Origin of the sequence: Bacillus sp. PS108, from assembly GCF_037963335.1 — a bacterium.
In the GTDB taxonomy this organism is placed as follows: domain Bacteria; phylum Bacillota; class Bacilli; order Bacillales; family Bacillaceae; genus Bacillus; species Bacillus subtilis.
Genome location: NZ_CP150155.1, coordinates 2,818,189 through 2,836,368 on the forward strand (window position 1 = coordinate 2,818,189; position 18,180 = coordinate 2,836,368).

The window sequence follows — 18,180 nt, forward strand, 5'->3', positions numbered from 1 at the left end:
AAAATCAACACGATCGCGTTTCCTTTTTTTTAAACCGACAGCCTTAAATAGACAGGCTGCCGGCCCTCATCCTTCCGAGTGCTTCACCGGTATTTCTGCATCTGTAAAAGCATGCAGCGGGAGCATTTCCACTCTCTCTTGAAATACGTTTTGAATGGTCCTTGCCATCATGTGCTCGGGCTGGTCGGTATAAAGCACGACTTCATCAGGCGCAATGGAAATCAGCGGCGCGAGCAAATGAGAATCAATATACATAGGATGATCCCGGACAAATCTTCTGTCTATGTATTTCATTTTTTCCCGTTCCGGCACATAGCGCAGCTCCCATAATGTAAAGGAACCATCATGGACAATATGCACTTTTTTGATTCGCGGCTGTTTGGCGTCCACATAGTCTCTGAGTGTTTGAATAAAGTTTTGATATTCCTGTTCCATCTTATATTCATCAATCGCTGCTTCTGTAATATCTCTCAGCTGCTTATAGTATGATCCAAGTCGGAAGGTCTGAAAGGAGCGAATGTAAAATACTCCTTCCTCTAAACAGATCGTTTGGAGTTCATCCAAAATTGATTGTTTCCGTGAAAGCTTCAGCGGCTCAAACGGAAGATCGTCTGCTTCACCTTCAATAATACTGTGTGCGAGCTGAAGGATTTGCTGCTGTTCATCCTGGTCCGTGAAACAATACGTTTCCTCAATCAATGACAGCATATGCTCGTCTTCTTTGCATTCCAAAAAAAATTTGACCAGAATCGGCTCCATAAAACGCTGAATAGGAAAAGCCGGATTCGCTTTTTCAATCCCGATTTTTCGTATGCCTTCACGGACAATGATATTGTTCCGATCGTCCGAATGCTGAATGAGATGTAAAAAAGCGGCTGCATCATGGTCATCTTCAAAGATTATTTCAAGCATGTTTGTCCCCCCTTACGGCATCTGTTACAAGTATATGGGGGATGTTTTTAAAATAGACGTAAAGGTCATTGGCAAATCTTAATTTGATTCTTGAAACAAGTTTTGCATTTTCTTTCTGAAGATGAACGGCAATGAGATAAACACGATATACAAAGCGAGCACCATAAAGAAAGCGGGCAGATTGCCAGCCAAAAAGCTCGCACCCAGCACATTAAGCGCAATCGTCCCAGGGATGATTCCCACAGCCGTTGCGGCAAAATACGGCAGCGCTTTGACATTGGAAAGGCCTGCCGCATAGCTGACGAAATCAAAATTGATCGGCAGGATTCTCAAAAGAAAGATATAGAAAAATCCGTTATCCTCCATTTGCTTCTGTATGGCTTCAAGCCTTTCGTAATGCCCGTTCTTTTTCGCCGAAAACAAACCAGCCGCAAAAAACGAAACAGCTGAAGCGCACATCGAACCGAATAACGTATAAAGCGTGCCGAGAAGCGGGCCAAACGCAAGTCCGCCAGCTATTGAAATAACAGACACCGGAAATAAAACAAGTGGCCTGACGATGGATATCCCGATAAACATCAGAGGTGCAAAGACTCCGAACGACAATACCCATACCCTGATTTCTTTCGGCGATACATTCAAATACGTTTTATTTCCCCAATAGAGTAAACCAGCACCTGCAAGCACTGCCAGCCATTTGACAGCCGTTTTTCGTTTCATACCCTCAGTTCCTTCCCCTTTGAACCACAGCAATTATGGATGTCGGCGGTTTTCTCCGTCAAGGCGGATCGGAGCAGCCAAATATAATATCCGCTCCATTAATCTTGCAGCTTTTACTTCTTCTTTTTCTCCCCTCTGCGAATACGTAAAATGATGCTTCAGCTCGTCAGGTGAGAAATTAGAAGAAAAGAACGTTGGCAGCTGCTGGGACATTCTGTGCTGAAGCACCGTTCCGATGACCTCATCCCTTACCCAGCTTGTCATTGATTCTGCTCCGATGTCATCAAGCATTAATACGGGTGTGGTCTTTACCATATTGAGCTTCTCTTCCAATGTCTGGTCTTGCAGCGAATTCTTAAGCTCTCTCACAAATTCAGGCACATAAACAATCATGGAGGAATACTCTTTTTCCGCCAGCTCATTGGCAATTGCAGCGAGCATAAACGTTTTTCCTACCCCAAATTTCCCGTATAAATATAATCCTTTCCCTTTTCCCGTCTCATTATAGCTTTTCAGGAAGTCTGTAACATGCTGAAACATCGCGAGTCTGCTTGGGTCACTGATATCAACTTGCTGGAACGTCGCTCCAAGAAGATCCTGCTGGATATACATGCTTTTCATAAGAGACTGTTGTTTCTTCTGCTGGTCGAGCTTCCGTTTGACTGGACATTCGTAATACTCGATATCAATAGACCTCCCATTGACAACAAGCTTCGGATGGTAGCCCTCCAACAAATTGTTGCAGTTTTCATCTTCCGAACAATAGGAGCAATTCTTGCTTTGTTCGATATATTCATAAAGCTTATTTAAGCTCTTTTCGATCATTTTTTGGTCAATCACTTCTTCGTTTTCCTTCAAAAATGCTTGAACATCTTGATCTTTCATGACTTTTTCCTTCATTTGTTCAAGACGTTTTTGGAAATCCGGCCTGCCGGTTACGCCCTGCAGGGAACGGCCGATTGGTTCCATCTATTCCTTCACCCCGCATCTCTGTCTTTAATAGGCAGAGTATTTTTTCAGTTTTTGCATTTCTTCCATCATCTTTTTCTTCTGTTCTTCCAAATCCTGCGGATGCAGCTTCTGCTGTCCGGATTCTGAATCGGACGCTGTTTCCTTTTCTGTCATCCAATCAGGAAGCTTTTCTTCACGAATCACTTTTTGGTTTCGTTTCGAAGACTTTGTTTTTCCCTCAGCCCATTCAAGATACTGGCGGTTTTCTTCTATTGCGAGCTTCATCGCTTCCCTGACCGTTTTCACCTTTTTGCGTGCCCAATGCGAAGCGATTTTTTGGATATAGTTTTTCGACAGCTTCATGTCGGTTTTCAGCATGACATAATAAATTAACACATTTGTGACGCCTGGCTCGAGCTTCTGTTCGAACATAATTTCTTCTATGATCTTCAGATCAGCTTTTGACGGCTCTGTTCCGTCAGCAATGTCCTGCAGAAGCTTCTTCGGGGAAATCGCCTCCAGCAATGCAATCAGCTTCCCATCCAGAGAATCCTCTTCTGCCGGTTGTTCGCCTTCACGCAGATGCACCGGCTGTGTTTTTTCCACCAAATCGGGCAGCTGTCCGTTTCTTTCAATTTGATACCAGTCGCTCGCCGCTTTTCTTAATGCCTCCGTCGTAATGACGTCACGCTCATCAATTGCGCTCATCACAACATTTTGCATTTGCAAAGGGTCAATTCCGTACAGATAAGAAAGCTTTTTGATTGTGTCCCGCACCTGCTGGGTCATCGCTTTTCTCGGTATCATCGTCTCAGAAAGTCCCGCTAAAAACAAATCAAAATCAAACACATCCTCCGTTATGGTGTAGGACGGAGACTGTCCGACAGAAGTATACTCGGACCCCTCGGCAAGCCTTACCGTTTCCTCCATATCGGATGTGAGCTTCCATTCACTCGGCTGCAGCGATTCAAACGCATGATTAAACGGACGCGTAATGTCCTTCGCATCTTCTGAAATGGCCGGGTGCGTAAAAAATTGTTTTAATTGCTGATATTTCGTTTTTCCGACCCTATTATACAGAAAAACATTCAGCATTCCGTCTTCAAAAAATTCATTTGGTCTGAGCGGCGGAAGGAGTTCATATATAAAGAGGCGCTCCTGCCGCTCGGATTCTTTCATATATACTTTCAGCAATCCGATGCCCTCGAGCTTCCCCTGTTCCTGATGGATCGTTTTTAAGTTGGACTGTGTCATCCCCATCAGCTGTCTATGTGTGGACTCTCCGCCCCACAGACGGTTTTGTTCAAGCTCTCCCCACAATGTCATATAAAGAGAGAATGCAACAGGGCCGATTAAGGGCTGGTACAGTTGTGTAATAATTTGTCTGTCAATATCCTGCAGCATCGATCTGCTTTTAACCACATACGGGTCTACAGGCAGTACATCTTTCCAATAGTCAGCCATACATTCTCAAACCTTCCGAATTTGTTTCTACCTTTCATTTTACACCGTTTCTTATATCTATCAAATGCCAATTTTGCACATGAGAAAAGAGCTAGAAGAATCCTCTTAGCTCTTTTAACGCTCTTTCTTTATTAAGTCTTTTAATTCATCGATAAAGACGTTTATATCTTTAAACTGCCGATAGACGGACGCGAACCGCACATATGCGACTTCGTCAATCTTAGCCAGCCGGTCCATGACCATTTCTCCGACGAGCTCACTCTTCACCTCGGAGCAGCCTTGATTGCGAAGTTCTTTTTCAATATCAAAGCACATGTCTTCAAGCGTTTTGAGTGAAACAGGCCTTTTTTCACATGCTTTTATGAGGCCGCGCAGCATTTTTTCTCTGCTGAATTCCTCACGCACACCTTCTTTTTTCACAACGATGAGCGGGGTTTCCTCCACTTTCTCAAAGGTCGTAAACCGGTAGTGGCAGGATTCGCACTCGCGTCTTCGGCGAATCGACTTTCCGTCATCCACAGGCCGTGAATCAAGGACTCGTGTTCCGTTATGCTGGCATGAAGGACATTTCAATAAAATCAGCTCCCAACTATATCGTTCCCTGCAATGTATTTTCGGCAGCCTCCGCCTTTTAAAAATAGATGTGACAGCATCTGTCGGGAGAGCCGTTGTTAAATTTGTTTCTATAGCATTAGGTGGTTTGTGAAAATCTCCTTCTTATTTTACAAAAAAAATGAAAAAAGAAAAAGCTGACACTCTCGTTTCTTTATAAAAATAAAAGGAGCATAAGCTAAAAAGCGCATAATGGCTTTCTAGCTTCAGCTCCCTTTGTGTTCGCAATTTACTTTATAGTACTTTCGCTTGCGCCTGTTTAATTTGCACAGGCCCCATTCCTCTTGGTATTTCAATGTTTTCTCTTGTATCAGCATGTAATGCCTCTGCAATGTAATCAGCAGCGACATTAGGATCTAAGTCTCCACAAGTATAAACATCAATGCTCGCATATCCGTGCTCAGGAAAACTGTGAATCGTTAAGTGTGATTCAGAAATAATCACAACTCCGCTTACGCCTTGCGGTGCAAATTTGTGAAATGCAACCTCGCGCACCTCAGCACCTGATTTTAGAGCAGCATTTACAAACGTTTTTTCAATAAAATCCATGTCATTCAGCTTATCAAAATCGCATCCCCATAGCTCGGAGATAACGTGACGCCCCATTGTTTCCATAGTCATGGACCCCCCTTAACAAGAATTAAAAAGTGAAATTCCAACAACTGGGTCGGCCATTTACCACGGGGGAAAGTTAGTCCGGAGAGGTCCTAACCCTTTAAGTAATTCCGAAACAGTCTCAAGCAAGAAGTTCACGAAAAATAGTATACTGTGTTTAAGTCTAATTTGCAAGGTGCGTTTTTTCAGAAATATGCTGTTAAGGGTTTTTTCTTTAAAATGTGTCCATGACCTTATTTTATACAGCAGACGGATGTTTCATTCGTGCCGCTACATGGCGGATTAGATCAACAACTCTGCAGGAGTAGCCCCATTCGTTGTCATACCACGCCAGCACCTTTACTTTCCTGTCTTCCATTACCATTGTTGTAAGCCCGTCAATGACCGCTGAATGCGGATTCGTATTATAATCAGTCGAAACGAGCGGTTCATCTGAGTAATCAAGTACACCGTACATCGACGTTTTGGCAGCGCGTTTAAATGCCTCGTTTACTTCTTCAGCCGTAACATCCGTTTTCAGATCAACAACGAGATCAACCAATGAGACGTTCGGAACAGGGACACGCAAGGCGAGGCCGTGAAGTTTTCCTTTCAGATGCGGCAGCACAAGCGAAAGCGCCTTTGCCGCTCCTGTTGTTGTTGGAATGATGGATTCACCGCAAGCCCGCGCCCGGCGCAAATCTTTGTGCGGGTTATCAATATTTTTTTGGTCATTCGTATACGCATGAACTGTAGTCATCAGACCGCTCTCAATGCCAAACTCTTCATCCAGCACTTTTACAACAGGCGCAAGGCAATTTGTCGTGCATGACGCATTTGAAATAATGACATGGCGCTCAGCGTCGAATTGGTCCTCATTTACGCCCATCACAATGGTAACGTCTTCATTTTTTCCCGGAGCGGTCAAAATCACTTTTTTTGCACCTGCTTCTATATGGCCCATCGCTTTATCTTTAGCATTAAACTTCCCTGTTGCTTCGACGACTATGTCAATATCATATTCCCGCCAAGGCAGCTGTTTTGGATCACGGCTGTTTAACAAAAGCACTTTCTTTCCATTTACGATCAGGCTATCTTCACCAGCCACAACCTCTTTGTCGTATCTGCCGTGAATTGTGTCATACTTTATTAAATGAGCCAGCGTTTCTGCGGAATAGCTGGCGTTAATGGCCACTACTTGAATTTGATCGTCTAACATCGCTTTTCTAAAAACCATTCTTCCGATTCTTCCAAACCCGTTGATCGCTACTTTTACCTTCATGTTGGACACCCCTTATCAATTATGCCATCCTAATTTGTTACTATCTAAAATTAGTATAACACATTAAAACAAATTCGCCAGTACATATTGATAAAAATCAACGATTATAACGCTAATTTATGATGCATCTTATGTTTTCTTGCACAGAATATCAGGCGTAAGAACCAAAAAGCAGCCAGCGCTCCGCACTGACTGCCCTCATGCTTTATGATTCCTGTTTTAACTTATCATTGAGCACACTTTCTTCTAGCACAGAAAATGTATCCCCGTACACTCTGTTAATATGATTCGCTCCCCAAGCACACAGCATATCTAAAATCCCTTCTAAGCTGCGGCCGTATTCGCTGAGCTCGTATTCCACTTTGGGAGGAACTTGATTATATACGATTCGGTTAATGACACCGTCCGCTTCCAGCTCGCGCAGCTGCTGAGTCAGCATTTTTTGCGTGATATTGGGCATTAGGCGTTTTAATTCACTTGTGCGTTTTTTTCCGTGCGTCAGATGGCATAAAATGACGCATTTCCATTTCCCACCGATCACTTCAAGAGTCGCTTCAACAGAAATGTTATATTTTTTCTTCTCCATACAATCCATTCTCCTCACAGGCACCAAAAAGTGACTATAGCACTTCAAAGTACGTACTTTTATTTCTTAACGATATGTTTCATAATCACATTTGCCGGCTGATTTGAATCTGCTCTTTTTTATTTATATAGCTTACTCGGCAGAATTTCAATCATACAACACATCTTACAAAGGAGGAACATCATGACTTCAGCCAATAAAAGCAATATTCCTGCACTACTGGCTTTGGCCGTAAGTGCATTCGCAATAGGGACAACTGAATTTATCAGTGTCGGCCTTTTGCCGCTCATTGCTGATGACCTGGATATTCCCGTCACGACAGCAGGATTGACCGTTTCCCTTTATGCGCTCGGCGTTACATTTGGGGCACCTATATTAACTTCATTGACCTCAAGCATGTCACGTAAGACACTATTGCTTTGGATCATGTTTATTTTTATTGCCGGTAATACGATGGCAGCAACCGCTTCAAGCATCGGGATTTTACTAGCAGCACGTGTGATATCGGCATTTTCGCACGGTGTGTTTATGTCGATCGGTTCGACAATCGCAGCGGATATTGTCCCGGAGGATAAAAGGGCTAGCGCGATTTCAATTATGTTTACTGGCCTCACTGTGGCAACTGTAACCGGAGTTCCTTTTGGGACATTTATCGGCCAGCAGTTCGGCTGGCGTTTCGCCTTTATGGTCATTATCGCCGTCGGAATCATTGCTTTCATTACAAATGGCATTCTTGTACCGTCCAAATTACGAAAAGGGACGAAAACAACGATGCGGGATCAATTGAAGCTTGTGACAAACAGCCGGTTATTGCTTTTATTTGTCATTACAGCGCTTGGATACGGAGGAACATTCGTTGTGTTCACGTATCTGTCTCCCCTGCTTCAGGAAGTAACAGGCTTCAAAGCCGGGACTGTTGCAGTGATTCTGCTCGGATACGGAATAGCTATTGCTATCGGCAATATGATTGGCGGAAAGCTGTCAAACCGAAATCCGATTGCCGCTTTATTCTATATGTTTATCGTACAGGCAATCGTTCTATTCGTACTGACATTTACAGCCCCGTATCAAGCAGCAGGGCTCATTACCATTCTCTGTATGGGATTGCTGGCCTTTATGAACGTGCCCGGCCTTCAGGTGTATGTCGTCATGCTGGCTGAGCGTTTTGTCCCGAGTGCAGTTGACGTCGCATCCGCGATGAATATCGCTGCCTTTAATGCAGGGATCGCGCTTGGGTCATACCTTGGCGGTGTGATCACCGATTCAATCGGATTGATTCATACCGCTTGGATAGGCGGATTAATGGTGGTCGGTGCAGTCATTTTAACAGGCTGGAGCCGCTTGATGGAAAAACGAGATCGGCAGGAAGCCTGACAATTTTAAAGGAGGAAATAAACATGACAACACATTTACAAGCAAAAGCAACACTTCATAATGGGGTAGAAATGCCTTGGTTCGGCCTCGGCGTGTTCCAAGTGGAAGAAGGATCTGAACTGGTAAACGCAGTTAAAACTGCCATTGTTCACGGGTACCGCAGTATTGATACTGCAGCAATCTATGGAAATGAAGCTGGAGTCGGAGAAGGGATTCGGGAAGGCATTGAAGAAGCAGGCATTTCAAGAGAGGATCTGTTTATCACATCGAAAGTATGGAATGCGGATTTAGGCTACGAAGAAACACTCGCCGCGTTTGAAACAAGTCTGTCCAAACTCGGTCTGGATTATTTGGATCTATACCTCATCCACTGGCCTGTAGAAGGAAAGTATAAAGAAGCTTGGAGAGCGCTTGAAACGCTGTATAAAGAAGGCCGTATCAAAGCGATTGGCGTAAGCAACTTCCAAATTCACCATCTTGAAGATCTGATGACGGCAGCTGAAATTAAGCCTATGATTAACCAAGTGGAATTTCACCCGCGCCTCACACAAAAAGAGTTGATAAGATACTGCCAAAATCAGGGCATCCAGATGGAGGCTTGGTCACCTTTAATGCAGGGACAGCTGCTGGATCACCCTGTATTGGCTGACATCGCTCAAACATATAATAAATCTGTCGCACAAATTATTTTGCGCTGGGATCTGCAGCATGGCATCATTACGATTCCTAAATCAACGAAGGAACACCGCATTAAAGAAAATGCAAGCGTATTTGACTTTGAATTAACGCAGGATGACATGAACCGAATCGATGCACTGAATGAAAACTTGCGCGTCGGTCCTGATCCGGACAACTTTGATTTTTAATGGCAAAAAAACACCGTTCAATATGAACGGTGTTTTTTGTATTATGCCCAGCTGTTCATGATTTCATCAAGCTGCCTTTTGGTCTCTTCAAGCGTGCCGCTGTTATCGATGACTTGATCTGCTCTTGCTGTTTTTTCCTCTAAGGGCATTTGAGAGCGGATACGGCTGACTGCTTCTTCTTCCGTCAGCTGATTGCGCTTCATCAGACGTTCCAGTTGAAGCTCTTTTGTCACACTGACCACGATAATTTTATCAACCAATGATTCCAATTTGCTTTCGAACAATAGCGGGATATCCAATACAACAAATGCCTCCCGATTTGCAACGGCTTCATCACGGCGATTGAGCATTTCCTGCCTGACTGCGGGATGAACAATTGCATTTAAAGCGAGACGCTTTTGTTTATTTGTAAATACCAGCGCTCCAAGCTTTTTTCGATCTATATCGCCATTTGAGAGCAGTATGTCTTCACCGAATTCGTCAATGATTTGCCGGTAGGCCGGCATCCCTTTTTCTACCGCTTGTTTTGCAATGATATCTGCATCTATAACTGTTATTCCTTTTTCAATCAGCATATTGGCTACCGTGCTTTTGCCGCTAGCTATTCCTCCCGTTAAACCAATGACTAAGGTCAAGAGATCCACTCCTTTTTACAATTTCCAGAGCCCAATCGTGATTAATAGAAGCCCCGGCAAAAACGCCATTTTATCGATCCATTTCCACTTAGACAGAAAATGGCCGGCATTGATTCCAATTGATACAAACAGCGAGCTCATGATTGCCACGGCGATGCTCATCACAATCGGTGAAAAACCGAGAATGGCTGCGCCTATACCTGCTCCAAAGGCATCAATCGATAAGGCAAATCCCAATAAGACCGCCTCAATTCCATTGATCACACCCGATTTGTCGATATCCGCACTCATGGGTTTTCTCAAAATATGAATCACAATCCCTAATGACCGAACCTCTAAATTAAGCAGTGTTTTTTCATGCAAGAGGTATTCTTTATCTTTTGCCGGTTTGAAGAATTGGTACAGAACCCACGCACCGATTCCAACCAATATCAAACCGCCAAGCTTCTCCGTCACATATACAGGAAAAAACTTCGTGAGAAAGCTTCCGATCAGCATGGATATAAACATGACAGCACCGGAACAGCAGGCGATAACCAAAATCGCTTTAAACGGTATTTTCATTTTTCTCAATCCGTACGTAAATCCGACTGAAAAACTGTCCAAGCTGACAGCCAACGCCAGCAGCAGTATAGAAACCATTTGCATATCCGTTTCTTCCTTTCTGTTGGTGCTCTTGTATCAGATGTGAAATGCCCGGGATTCATCACAATCATATATATGGGAAAGTGAAAAATCCGTGTTTCGAAAATGGCATCCTCCATTACAGAGTTACTGATATATGCACCGACAGCTTGGACGATGAAGCATTATGCTACTTTTTTTTCTGGCACTTTGCGCAAAAATGCGTGCCTCTTCCTCCAACGACAATTTTCGAAATCATCGTTCCGCAATTTTTGCATGGCTCGTCTTTTTTTCCGTAGACAAAATGCTGCAGCTGGAACATTCCGATTTCCCCTTGGGAGTTGATATATGAACGGACTGTGCTTCCGCCCGCATCAATCGCCTCCTGCAGAGTGTTTTTGATTTCAGCGTGAAGGATTTTGATTGTTTTATCTGATAATTGATTTGCTTTTATCTCGGGATGAACACCCGCTCTGAAAAGAGCCTCATCCACATAAATGTTCCCTAGTCCAACTACCGTTTTTTGATCCAGTAGGGCTGTTTTGACAGCGCGGTTTGTTTTCGCAAGCCGGTCTTTTAAATACGCACTCGTAAATTCTTCTGCATCCGGCTCCGGACCTAACTGAGAAAGCGGGAGCTCGCCCGCTTCTTCTCCCGGTTTAAATAAGTGCATGGTTCCAAATTTCCGCACATCCCTGTACCGGAGCTGGGTTCCATCCGTCATCGTGAATATGACATGCACGTGTTTATCGTCAGGCTCCTCGGCTTGATGAAGACCGTATTTTCCTTCCATTCGAAGGTGAGAAACCATAACATAATGATCTAAATGAAACAGTAAAAACTTTCCCCGTCTTCCGATGGACTGTATCGTTTCTCCTGCTAGTTTTCGCGCAAATTCCTCCGGTTCGGCAGGCCGTTTGATGATATTCGGCCATCTGATCTCTACCGATTTGATTGTTTTTCCCTTTACAAGCCCGGTCAGAGTGCGCCGGACCGTCTCAACTTCTGGTAATTCCGGCACATCCATCACTTCCTATCTCTGTTTATTTCGCATCGTACCAAGATGGGCCTGATGCAAAGTCCACCTTTAACGGCACATCTAATGCAAGCGCATGCTCCATCACTTCAGGAACAAGCTTTTCAAGAATTTCAATTTCTTCCTTTGGCGCCTCAAAAATCAATTCATCGTGTACTTGAAGCAGAAGCCTTGCTTTCAACTTTTTTTCTTTCAGCTTGGCAGCCATGTCAATCATGGCTTTTTTGATAATATCAGCGGCGCTTCCTTGAATCGGCGTATTCATGGCCGTCCGCTCTGCAAAACTTCGGATATTAAAGTTCCGGCTCGTCAGCTCAGGGATGTAGCGGCGGCGATGCATAAGCGTTGTTACGTATCCTTTTTGCTTCGCTTCCTGTACTGAATCTTCCATGTACGCTTTTACGCCTTGGAAGCTTTCCAGATAGCGGTCGATAAATGCTCCCGCTTCCTTCCGGGTAATGCCGAGGTTCTGTGACAGACCGTAATCGCTGATTCCGTAAACAATGCCAAAGTTGACCGCTTTCGCCTGGCGTCTCATCGCAGATGTCACTTCATCCTTAGCGACATGGAACACATCCATTGCCGTTTTCGTGTGAATATCCATATCATTTGTAAAAGCTTCGATCAGATTTTCATCCTTTGAAATATGGGCAAGCACCCGCAGCTCGATTTGTGAATAATCGGCTGCAAAAATGAGCCAGTCTTTTTCAGACGGCACAAAAGCTTGGCGAATTTTCCGCCCTTCCTCAAGCCTGATCGGAATGTTTTGCAGGTTCGGATCAGTCGAGCTGAGACGGCCAGTTTGCGTTAAGGCCTGGTTAAATCGCGTGTGCACTTTATGCGAATCCGGTCTCGTCACCTTTAAAAGCCCTTCGATATATGTTGATTGAAGCTTGCCAATTTGTCTGTACTGTAAAATATAGTCGACAATATCATGCTTGTCAGCCAGCTTTTCAAGCACATCGGCAGACGTAGAATAGCCTGTTTTCGTTTTCTTTACGACAGGAAGGCCGATCTTTTCAAATAAGATGACGCCTAGCTGTTTCGGAGAATTGATGTTAAACGGCTCTCCCGCAATCTCATGGATTTTTTCTTCATATTCCTTCAGCTTCGCACCCAGTTCTTCACCCATCCGTTTTAAACGGTCAACATCGACCTTGACGCCAGTTGATTCCATTTCGCCAAGAATAAGCGCAAGAGGCATTTCCAGCTCTTCAAACAGTTCAAGCTGGTCGTTGTTTTCCAGCTCCTGAACGAGCTTTTCCCGAAGGCTTTGAATTGCTAACGCTTTTCGGCCAAGGTGCTCAGACAGTACGTCTTCTGACGGCACTGCCCGTTTTGCTCCTTTTCCATAAACTGATTCATCACTTGAAACGATATGCAGGCCGTAATCCTTAGCCACACTCGCAACGTCGTCATATGAATTGCCCGGGTTGATGATATAAGCCGCAAGGAGCGTATCAAACTCGGCTCCTTTCAGCTCAATGCCCTGCCAGCGCAAAGCGACAACAGCCCGCTTGCTGTCGAAGACCCATTTCTTCTGCTCGTCATTTTCCACCCATTCTTTAAACACCTCAGACTCAACGGCAATGTCTTTCGGAATGAAATAAGCTCCCGTTTCATTTACGATCGAAAATCCGAGGATCGGCTCTTCATGATAATTATCGCCAATCTGTTCAACGACAAATGCGGATGGAGAAACCAATATATCGCTTGTCACGTCTGTGACTGTTTTGACATTAATGTCTTCCAACGATTGATCCTGTTCTGCTTCTGCACTGTCTTCTCCAAGCCGTTCAAGAAGCGTGTTGAAGCCAAGATCTTTAAAGATGGCAATGACCTGTTCACGATTAAAGCCTTGATATTCCAGGCCGGAAACAGATACCTCAATCGGAGCATCCGTCATAATTGTCGCAAGCTCCTTGCTCATCAATGCCTGATCCTTAAACTCCTCAAGCTTTTCCTTCAATTTCTTTCCGCTCACCTCGTCAATGGACTCCAGCAGCTTTTCAACGGAATCAAATTGTTTTAAAAGCTTAATCGCAGTCTTTTCTCCGACGCCGGGCACACCCGGGATATTATCTGAGGAATCGCCCATCAGACCCTTCATGTCAATGATTTGTTCAGGCGTAAGCCCGTATTTCTCTTTGACATGCTCCGGTGTGTAAAATTCAACATCGGTAATTCCCTTTCTCGTAATGGCAACTGTCGTTTTGTCCGTTGCCAGCTGGGTTAAATCCTTATCCCCTGAGAAAACCTTTACTTCAAATCCGTCTTTTTCAGCCGATTTGGCCAGTGTGCCGATAATATCATCCGCTTCATATTGTTCCAGTTCATAGCGGCTGATCTGGTAGGCATCCAGCAGCTCGCGGATAAACGGCATTTGTTCGGAAAGCTCAGGCGGGGTTTTCTGTCTGCCGCCTTTATATTCTTTAAATGTGCCGTGACGAAATGTTGTTTTCCCGGCATCAAACGCAACCAGCATGTGCGTCGGTTTTTCATCCTCAAGCATTTTCATCAAAATCATCGCAAAGCCGTATACAGCATTTGTATGAACACCTTTATCATTGCTTAACAGCGGCAATGCAAAAAACGCCCGGTAAGCCAGACTGTTTCCGTCTACAAGCACTAATTTTTTTCGTTCCGTCATTCAATTTCCTCCTAAGAAGCCTCAGGCTTCCATTCATCTCTTACATAGTCATTAGCTCCTCTTATTTTAACAAAGTTCAATTTGAAAGGAAAATACGTGAACTATAAGAGAAGACACAAAAAAGGACGGGAACACAAATAGGTTCCCGCCGTCAAAATTGGCTCCTTGGATGAAGGGGTTCTACTACATCCTACCAGCATAGGTTTAACAGTGCATGAAGATATTGTTAAACCTTTGTAAACATTAGGCGGACTTTTCAGCGGCCCGTTTCAGCGTCACGGTAAAGACAGTTCCCCGTCCAGGCTCGCTTGTGACATCAATTTTCCCTTCATGAGCCTCTATTAAATGCTTGACAATCGCTAGGCCCAGCCCGGTTCCGCCCGAATTTCTGCTTCTGTCTTTATCTACGCGGTAAAAGCGTTCAAAGATGCGCGGAATTTCTTCTTTCTGAATTCCGATTCCAGAATCGGCAACCTCAATCTGAATGTCTTTTTCTCTGGGCTTTACATTGATAGCCACGGAGCCCCCCTCAGGCGTGTAGGTTAATGCATTGTTTACGAGATTAAGAAATACCTGTTTCAGCCTGTACGGGTCACCAGATACATATTGAGGGTCTTTCGGGACATTCAGTTGCAAGGAGATGCCTTTCTCATCCGCCTTATGCTTCAGAAGCGTTTCAATCTCACCAAGCATTTTGGCCGGCTCAAACGTTTCGATACTGAGCGTGAAATTTTGCTGCTCGATTTTTGAGAGATCGAGCAAATCCTGAACCAAAGACTGAAGCCTTTCGCTTTCCTTAAGAATAATAGAGAGAAATTCAGAAAGCGCCTCTTTGTCCTCCATCGCCCCATCCAATAACGTCTCCGTAAACCCTTTTATGGATGTAATCGGTGTTTTCAGCTCATGAGAAACATTGGCCACAAAATCCTTCCTCATCTGCTCTAATTTCTTTGTTTCCGTCATGTCATGGAAAACAAGCACAATTCCTTTCCATTCATCGTCCGGCCCCATAATCGGAACACCGTCCACTTCAAAATAACGCCGTTCTATTTTGATCGGCAGTCTTAACAGCTTGCATTTCTTTGTCTCCGTCATAAAAATGTCTTCGACAAGCTGGATCACTTCTTCATGTTCAAATGCATCGTGATAAAGACGGCGCAGCATATGATTCGGATTGATATGAAACTGCTTGGCGTAAGACCTGTTTACGAGATTAATAAAGCCTCTTCCGTCGATCATAATCAGCCCGGAGCCAATGTTTTCAATGACTGTCAGCAGCCGATCCCGCTGCATTTCCTGCGTTCGCGTCATTTCCATCAGATCAATGGCAAGGCTGTTCATCGCATGTCCTAGCTTATCAGAACGCCTAATATAGCCGCCGTACGTCCGTGCATCGTAGTTGCCCTTAGAGAGTTCTGTGGCTACATTTGTCGCTGACTCAATTGACCTTTTATAACGTGAGGTCATGCTGGAATAAAAATAAACAATGACGATAAATGCGGTACAAAGACTGGCCGTCAGCATCCCCCACAATTCGCCTTTTAAGCCGTCGCTTTTTTCAGAGGCGGAAAGCAGCACATATCCTGTTTTTTCACCTTCGCTTCTAAGTGAAAGTCCGTAATAAAGCTTGTTATCTGTTGTTGACAGAATACCCTCATGGCCAGAAACAAGCGCCTGCACCTTTTGGGAATCAGCCGATCTCCCGTTTGACCCATACAGCACCTTACCGTCTGTATCGATAACGGATGCGCTCACATCAAGCGCGCCGCCTGCATCTTTAATGATTTTCTCATTTGCTTGATTATTCAGATTGCCGGCATCAAGAAGCGAAGCCAAGTATTTTGCTTCTTTTTCAATGTGTTCCTCTGCTTTCCTTTGATCAGATGTTTCAAAAAGCTGCTGTAAAAACAGCCCGAGAACACAAAACACCAGAATCATACAGACAACGAATACAGAAAAAAGGCGCACACGGTATTTATTCATTCATTTTTGGCTCCTCCAGTTTATACCCCAATCCCCTAATCGTTTTAATGTAGATCGGTTTTTTGGTATTGTTTTCAATTTTGTCGCGAAGATGGCTGATGTGCACATCAACAATTCTCGTATCTCCGGCAAAATCATAATTCCAGACTGCGCTCAGCAGCAGGTCTCTTGTCAGAACTCTGCCTTTATGTCTGCCTAAATAGAGCAACAGTTCGAATTCTTTCGGTGTCAATTCAAGCTGACTTTCTTTAAAGTACGCTTCATAATGATCAGGCAGGATTTTCAGATCGCCGATTACGATCTGGCCTTCCATTTCATCGTTCTTCATCTCACTAGAGGGCGCAGCTATTTCCGAACGCCTTAAAATCGCTTTGACTCTCGCATTTACTTCCCTTGGACTGAACGGCTTGGTCATATAATCATCAGCACCGAGCTCCAGCCCTAATACTTTGTCGAATTCCTCATCCTTCGCTGTCAGCATTAAAATGGGAAACATCAGTTTTTGCTGTCTCAGCTGCTTGCATACTTCGATTCCGTCCAATTTTGGAAGCATCACATCAAGCACAATCAAATCAGGCTTCTCTGTTTCCGCTTTTTTGAGTGCTTCTTCCCCATCCGAGGCGGTAATGACATCATAGCCTGACCGTTCCAAATTGTACTGTAAAAGAGTAACAATAGATTCTTCATCATCCACAACTAAAATTTTCTTGTTCATGCTGTGCCTCCAGTATTATAATTCCCCGACATCCTATTTCTCTATTTTATGTCATCTTAACATGTTTCATGATTTTATTTTAGCGAAAGCAGGACATTCCGACAATTCGCCTTTTACATCATTTTTAAAAGAAATAAAGACGCTTATGATAACGCTTTCATTTATAGTAAAAAGAGAAAGGCTGTATTAAGCAAGCCTTTCTCTCTTTTTATTAAGATAATACTTTCATGACATTTTTGACAGATTCAACTGATTTATTCAGCTGCGCTCTTTCATAGTCTGTCAGTTCAAGTTCAATGATTTGCTCAAGACCGTTGCCGCCTACAATTGTAGGAACACCAAGGTAGATGCCTTCATAGCCGTATTCCCCTTCAAGATAAGCAATTGTAGGAAGGACGCGGCGCTGATCTTTCAAGATCGCTTCGACCATTTCTGTCAGAGAAGCCGCAGGCGCATAATACGCGCTTCCGTTTCCAAGAAGATTCACGATTTCGCCTCCGCCTTTTCTAGTGCGCTCCACAATTGCGTCAATCCGTTCTTTCGGAATAAGAGTTTCAAGCGGGATACCGCCAGCATAAGAATAACGCACAAGCGGAACCATATCGTCACCGTGTCCGCCGAGTACGAAACCAGTCACATCTTTCACTGACAGGTTTAATTCCTCTGCCACAAATGTTCTGAATCTTGCCGTATCAAGCACACCGGACTGGCCGATTACACGCTCTTTAGGGAAGCCTGATTCTTTGTACACCGCGTATGTCATTGCATCAACAGGATTTGTCAGCACCACAATAATAGATTCAGGAGAATATTTCACGATTTCTCGCGTAACGCTTCTCATAATCTTTTCGTTTGTAGAGACCAGATCATCTCTGCTCATACCAGGTTTTCTTGCGATACCGGCTGTAATGACAACAATGTCAGAGCCAGCTGTATCCTCGTAATTAGATGTTCCCGTAATTTTTGCGTCAAAGCCTTGAACTGGGCTTGCTTCAAGCATATCAAGCGCTTTTCCCTTTGTCGGGTTCTCCAATTGCGGAATGTCAACAAGAACAACGTCTGCCAGCTCTTTTTGAGCGATTAAAAATGCAGTTGTAGCTCCGGTAAAACCTGCTCCGATAACAGAAACTTTTTTACGAGTATTTCCCATGTCTCTCTTCTCCTTTATGGCTAGTT

The 18,180-nt window shown here is 44.1% G+C and carries 16 protein-coding genes and 1 pseudogene; 2 read left to right on the plus strand and 15 right to left on the minus strand.

What is annotated here, in order from left to right; genetic code table 11:
* Positions 1–66: 66 nt before the first annotated feature.
* From ytxC to NSQ16_RS14685, 8 genes are all read right to left on the minus strand, one after another.
* On the minus strand, positions 67–912 hold the full coding sequence (gene ytxC, locus NSQ16_RS14650) for a putative sporulation protein YtxC (protein ID WP_003229471.1): 846 nt from the start codon (positions 910–912) through the stop codon (positions 67–69).
* Positions 913–990: 78 nt separating this feature from the next.
* On the minus strand, positions 991–1,632 hold the full coding sequence (locus NSQ16_RS14655) for a TVP38/TMEM64 family protein (RefSeq protein ID WP_003229468.1): 642 nt from the start codon (positions 1,630–1,632) through the stop codon (positions 991–993).
* A 33-nt stretch (positions 1,633–1,665) separates the two neighbouring features.
* Positions 1,666–2,601 carry a primosomal protein DnaI gene (gene dnaI / locus NSQ16_RS14660; protein ID WP_003229466.1) on the minus strand — a complete coding sequence of 312 codons (936 nt, stop codon included), beginning with the start codon at positions 2,599–2,601 and terminating at the stop codon, positions 1,666–1,668.
* A gap of 27 nt (positions 2,602–2,628) precedes the next feature.
* On the minus strand, positions 2,629–4,047 hold the full coding sequence (gene dnaB, locus NSQ16_RS14665; protein WP_003229464.1) for a replication initiation membrane attachment protein DnaB: 1,419 nt from the start codon (positions 4,045–4,047) through the stop codon (positions 2,629–2,631).
* A 114-nt stretch (positions 4,048–4,161) separates the two neighbouring features.
* On the minus strand, positions 4,162–4,620 hold the full coding sequence (gene nrdR / locus NSQ16_RS14670) for a transcriptional regulator NrdR (RefSeq protein ID WP_003223586.1): 459 nt from the start codon (positions 4,618–4,620) through the stop codon (positions 4,162–4,164).
* A gap of 273 nt (positions 4,621–4,893) precedes the next feature.
* Entirely contained in the window at positions 4,894–5,274 is a 381-nt protein-coding gene (gene speD / locus NSQ16_RS14675) for an adenosylmethionine decarboxylase (RefSeq protein WP_003223584.1), read from the minus strand.
* Between the two features lie 238 nt (positions 5,275–5,512).
* Positions 5,513–6,535, minus strand: a complete 1,023-nt coding sequence (locus NSQ16_RS14680) for a glyceraldehyde-3-phosphate dehydrogenase (RefSeq protein WP_003229459.1) — start codon at positions 6,533–6,535, stop codon at positions 5,513–5,515.
* Between the two features lie 205 nt (positions 6,536–6,740).
* A complete protein-coding gene (locus tag NSQ16_RS14685; protein WP_003229458.1) occupies positions 6,741–7,121 on the minus strand; it encodes a winged helix-turn-helix transcriptional regulator in 381 nt (126 codons plus the stop codon).
* 183 nt (positions 7,122–7,304) lie between these two features.
* Here NSQ16_RS14685 and NSQ16_RS14690 point away from each other — a divergent pair, with 183 nt between their 5' ends.
* Together NSQ16_RS14690 and ytbE are read left to right on the plus strand one after the other, a co-directional pair.
* Entirely contained in the window at positions 7,305–8,495 is a 1,191-nt protein-coding gene (locus NSQ16_RS14690) for an MFS transporter (RefSeq protein ID WP_003229456.1), read from the plus strand.
* Positions 8,496–8,518: 23 nt separating this feature from the next.
* A complete protein-coding gene (ytbE, locus tag NSQ16_RS14695) occupies positions 8,519–9,361 on the plus strand; it encodes an aldo/keto reductase YtbE (protein WP_003229455.1) in 843 nt (280 codons plus the stop codon).
* A 41-nt stretch (positions 9,362–9,402) separates the two neighbouring features.
* Here the strand turns inward: ytbE and coaE are convergent, their stop codons facing one another.
* The 7 genes and pseudogenes from coaE to mdh form a co-directional block, all read right to left on the minus strand.
* Positions 9,403–9,996, minus strand: a complete 594-nt coding sequence (gene coaE / locus NSQ16_RS14700; protein ID WP_230488326.1) for a dephospho-CoA kinase — start codon at positions 9,994–9,996, stop codon at positions 9,403–9,405.
* 15 nt (positions 9,997–10,011) lie between these two features.
* Positions 10,012–10,662: pseudogene (ytaF, locus tag NSQ16_RS14705) on the minus strand (sporulation membrane protein YtaF); the annotation flags it as partial.
* A gap of 148 nt (positions 10,663–10,810) precedes the next feature.
* On the minus strand, positions 10,811–11,641 hold the full coding sequence (mutM, locus tag NSQ16_RS14710; RefSeq protein ID WP_134818964.1) for a DNA-formamidopyrimidine glycosylase: 831 nt from the start codon (positions 11,639–11,641) through the stop codon (positions 10,811–10,813).
* 22 nt (positions 11,642–11,663) lie between these two features.
* A complete protein-coding gene (gene polA, locus NSQ16_RS14715) occupies positions 11,664–14,306 on the minus strand; it encodes a DNA polymerase I (protein ID WP_339232239.1) in 2,643 nt (880 codons plus the stop codon).
* Between the two features lie 243 nt (positions 14,307–14,549).
* Positions 14,550–16,289 (minus strand): sensory box histidine kinase PhoR, encoded by a 1,740-nt coding sequence (gene phoR, locus NSQ16_RS14720; protein WP_019712901.1) that lies wholly within the window; start codon positions 16,287–16,289, stop codon positions 14,550–14,552.
* Positions 16,282–17,004 carry a two-component system response regulator PhoP gene (phoP, locus tag NSQ16_RS14725; RefSeq protein ID WP_003229442.1) on the minus strand — a complete coding sequence of 241 codons (723 nt, stop codon included), beginning with the start codon at positions 17,002–17,004 and terminating at the stop codon, positions 16,282–16,284. Before phoP ends, phoR begins: the two co-directional genes overlap by 8 nt.
* 211 nt (positions 17,005–17,215) lie before the next feature.
* A complete protein-coding gene (gene mdh, locus NSQ16_RS14730; protein ID WP_339232242.1) occupies positions 17,216–18,154 on the minus strand; it encodes a malate dehydrogenase in 939 nt (312 codons plus the stop codon).
* Positions 18,155–18,180: the final 26 nt, after the last annotated feature.